At 59.6% G+C, this 3,993-nt stretch carries 3 protein-coding genes; all 3 read right to left on the bottom strand.

The window, feature by feature from the left end; translation table 11 throughout:
• Nucleotides 1-193 precede the first annotated feature (193 nt).
• The 3 genes from OO306_RS27735 to OO306_RS27725 are packed head-to-tail and all read right to left on the bottom strand — an operon-like array spanning nt 194 to nt 3,756.
• Nucleotides 194-2,494 carry a PqiB family protein gene (locus tag OO306_RS27735; RefSeq protein ID WP_027594580.1) on the bottom strand — a complete coding sequence of 767 codons (2,301 nt, stop codon included), beginning with the start codon at nt 2,492-2,494 and terminating at the stop codon, nt 194-196.
• Nucleotides 2,487-3,110, bottom strand: coding sequence for a paraquat-inducible protein A (locus OO306_RS27730; RefSeq protein WP_265970362.1), 624 nt, complete (start codon nt 3,108-3,110; stop codon nt 2,487-2,489). The genes OO306_RS27735 and OO306_RS27730 overlap by 8 nt, the downstream gene beginning before the upstream one ends.
• On the bottom strand, nt 3,097-3,756 hold the full coding sequence (locus OO306_RS27725) for a paraquat-inducible protein A (RefSeq protein WP_027594582.1): 660 nt from the start codon (nt 3,754-3,756) through the stop codon (nt 3,097-3,099). Before OO306_RS27725 ends, OO306_RS27730 begins: the two co-directional genes overlap by 14 nt.
• Between the last annotated feature and the right edge of the window lie 237 nt (nt 3,757-3,993).

Raw genomic sequence — 3,993 nt, 5'->3', positions numbered from 1 at the left:
GGGCCTGGTCAAATCCTGCGTGCTGATTCTCGAGGACCAGCTGGTTATTGCAGTAGGCCTCGAACAGATTCTGGCAGATGCGCTGGTCGAAGACGTAATTACCGCAAGCTCCGAAGCCGAGACGATGGCCTCTTCGCAGCACAAGGCTGCTCCTACACAAAGCTAGGGCCGCATTAGGCGGCCCTGGCATCCATCACTTGGCTATCTGGATCTTCGGCGCCCACTGCAGCCATTGATCCTCTGCCTTGTCGAACAGGGCAAAGGTTTGTTGCGGCCGCGCCGGGTTGCCCATCTGCTCACCATCCGGGGTGGCAAAGGCAATACCGCCATCGATCAGTGTCTCCAGCGACTCGGTACGCACCGTAGCGCCCTTCAACAGCCCCCAATCGAAGCCAAAGCCACTGCTGTTCCAGAAGCGGCTGCCGCTGCGCACCAATGCGGCATAGCGCGGCTCGATAAGGATATGGATCAGCACGCGGTCGGCGCTCTGGCCCAGCTCGAAGCCTGTCACCTTGCCGACTGCAACTTCACGGTAGGTCACCGGCACACCCGGCTTGATCGAGCCACGCCGCGGCGCACTGAGCGTCAACGGCAAGCCCACCTCAGGGCCAGCCACCTCTGGGGCATCTGCCAGGGCAATGAAATCACGCTGCGTGCCTCTGTCTTTGGCCGCCGGCTGCACTTCCAGGTATTGCCCACCAATCAAGGTGTCGAGGTTTTCAGTGCGCACCAGGCCCAACGCAGGCTTGACCACCCAGAACTGGGTGCCGACCCGGGCAATACGCTCCGCCGCTTCGGTAATGCGTGCCCGCAACAGCACCGCCTGCAAGTCCGCGGTCAGGTCGACGCTTTCGATACTGCCAACGTCCAGGCCACGGAAGCGGATCGGCGTGCCTGGCTTCAAGCCATCGGCACGGTCGACACGAATGGTGATCAAGGTACCCGCACGATTGACCGCCTCCTCGCTGTCATGCAGGCGGAAGCGTGGAATATGACGCTTGAGCGCCACATCAGGCCTTGGCGTGTCGAAGGCGATACCGCCAGCCATCAGGGTTTGCAGTGATTCACTTTTGATCTTGATGCCCGACAACCCACCGGTCAGGGTAATACCACTGACATTCCAGAAGCGCGACGAGCCGTTGACCAGCTTCTCGTACTCCTTCTCGATGTGCACACCGATCAGGATGCGGTTGCTGTTGCGGGCGAACTGGTAGCTCTGCACGCTACCCACTTTCACCTGGCGATACATCACCGGGCTACCGACTTCCAACGAACCCAGGGTATCGGCGAACAGCACCATGTGCAGGCCCGGTGCCTTGAGGTCCAGCGGCGGCGCCTTGGGCCGAGCTTCGAACTCACGCAGCGGCTTGGCGCCCTTCTCGCCGGGGCGAATGGCAATGTAGTTACCTTTTACCAAAGCCTCCAGGCCTGTGATGCCCGCCAGCGAGATGGACGGTTTGACCACCCAGAACTGCGTCCCTTCGACCAGGTAGTCCTCGGTCAGCGGGTCGAGTGTAAGCTCGGCCATGGCGCTGCCGAGGTTATCTTCCATCTTCAGCGCTTTCAGCGAGCCGACCTGTATGCCTTTGTACATCACCGGCGTGCGGCCAGCCTGCAGGCCTTCGTAGTCACTCAGCTTGACCTTGATGCGGATGCCGGCCTGGGCAGCATCGAAGTCTTCGTACAGGCGGAACGGCAGGCTGGGGTCGGTTGGCGGGCTGTCCTTGCGGTATTCCGGTGTCGCGAAAGCAATACCGCCGGCGACGATGCTTGAGAGCGACTCGCTGCGCACCTTCACGCCCGACAGGCTGGCATCGATACTGATGCCGCTGGCATTCCAGAAACGCGTGTGTTTGCGCACCAGGCTGGCGTAGGCAGGCTGGATGAATACCTTGACCTCGACCGTATCCTGATCATCGGAAAGCCGGTAGCTCTTCACCCGGCCGACCTGAATCTGCTTGTAGAAGACCGGGCTGTCGCGGTTGAGCGACCCCAATCGATCGGCCTTGAGCGTCAGGTGCAAGCCGGGCTCACTGTCGGACAAGGGCGGCGCCGTGGACAAGGCGGTAAAGCGCTTGGCCTTCTCCCCTTCGCCAGGGCTGACGGCGATGTAGTTACCCGAGACCAAGGTTTCCAGGCCGGAAATACCCGCCAGGCTGACGCTTGGCTTGACCAGCCAGAAGCGCGTACCGGTTGTCAGGTGTGGTTCTGCCGCCTTGTTCATCTCAATGGTGGCGATCACCCCCTGGTTGTCACCCTTGGCGTCCAGCACCAGGGACGTCACCTTACCGACCGGCATGCCCTTGTAGATAACTTCGGTCTTGTTGGCGACGATCCCTTCACCGGTAGTGAAACGAACTTCGATTTCTACACCCGCATCCCGATACGCCTGCCATGCCAACCAGCCGCCGATCATCAACGCAATCAGCGGCAGAATCCAGATGGCCGACCAGTTCGAGGCTGGGCGGGTTTTTGCCGTAGGCAGGTCACTCATGGTCGTCATCCGACTCCGTGTTATCCCAAATCAGTCGGGGATCGAAAGTTAAAGCAGCGAGCATCGTCAGGATCACCACAGTGGCAAAGGCGACAGCACCCAGGTTGGCTTCGACACTGGCTATTCGGCCGAAATTCACTACCGCCACCAGAATGGCGATGACGAAAATATCGAGCATGGACCAGCGTCCGATGAATTCGATGAAGCGGTACATCAGGATCCGCTGGCGCGCAGAAAGCGGCTGTCGGCGTTGAACGGAGTACAACAGCAAGCCGATGCCTACCAGCTTGAAGGTGGGCACCAGGATACTGGCAATGAAGACCACCGCCGCAATGGGCACCATGCCGTGCTTGAGCAGGGTGATGACGCCCGACATGATGGTATCGGGGCTGCCCTGGCCGAGCGTGCTGACGGTCATGATCGGCAACAGATTGGCAGGGATGTACAGAATGGAAGCCGCAATCAACAGCGCCCAGGTACGCACGATGCTGTTGGGTCGACGGTCATGCACGATGGCGCCACAGCGCGTGCATGTCTGCGAGGCGCTGTCGGCCTCCTGCCTGTTCAGTTCGTGACACTCATTGCAGACAAGGATGCCTGCATCAATCGCCCGCATGGAGATCCTCCCCGGAAAGCGCACTCCAGATCTGATGCGGTGACATCACCACTTCAAGCCACACCTGAATCAATAACAAACTGATGAAGCAGAATAGGCCCAACCCGATGGTCAACTCGGCCAGGTCCACCAGTTTGACGATCGCAACCAGCACGCCCATGAAGTAGACCTCGAGCATGCCCCAGTCGCGCAGATGGTGATAGATGCGATAGCACAACAAGCCATAGCTGCGCCCTACATCCAGGCGAATGCTCAGCAGCACCGCCAACTGGCACAGCAGTTTTGCCAGGGGAATGGCCATGCTGCACAGGAAAACCACGACGGCCACGCCACGCATTTCGGAGTTGTAGAGGCCTAAGACGCCACTCCACACCGTATCGTCGGACGTCTGGCCAAGCAGGTGCAGCTGCATGATCGGCAGGAAATTAGCCGGCACGAACAGCAAGAGGGCGGTGAGCACCAGGGCTAGGCTACGGTTGACCACGTTGTGCCGGTGGGCGTAAAGCTCATAGCCGCAGCGCGGGCATTGGGCCTTTTCGTCATGCTGCAGCACGGGTTTGCGCATCAACAGGTCGCATTCGTGGCAAGCAACGAGTTCGTCCAGCGGCAATTGGGCCAGTGCTTCGGGTTCGACAGGGTTGGGCATATCGAGCTTCTGAATGGATGCGTGGGCTCTATTCTAGTGATCTGGCTCAAAATGTGGGAGGCGACTATTGACCGGTGTGCAACTGCAGGTTCCCGCCGGTGTTGAGGCCTGGAAAAGACAAAACCCCTACCTGCTCGCGCAGATAGGGGTTTTGCGAAATGAATCTTGACGATGACCTACTCTCACATGGGGAAACCCCACACTACCATCGGCGATGCATCGTTTCACTACTGAGTT

It is taken from the genome of Pseudomonas sp. DCB_AW, from assembly GCF_026240895.1.
GTDB lineage: Bacteria > Pseudomonadota > Gammaproteobacteria > Pseudomonadales > Pseudomonadaceae > Aquipseudomonas > Aquipseudomonas kermanshahensis.
Note: the sequence above shows the minus strand (reverse complement) of the source record. Positions and strands in the feature narration are given on the sequence as shown.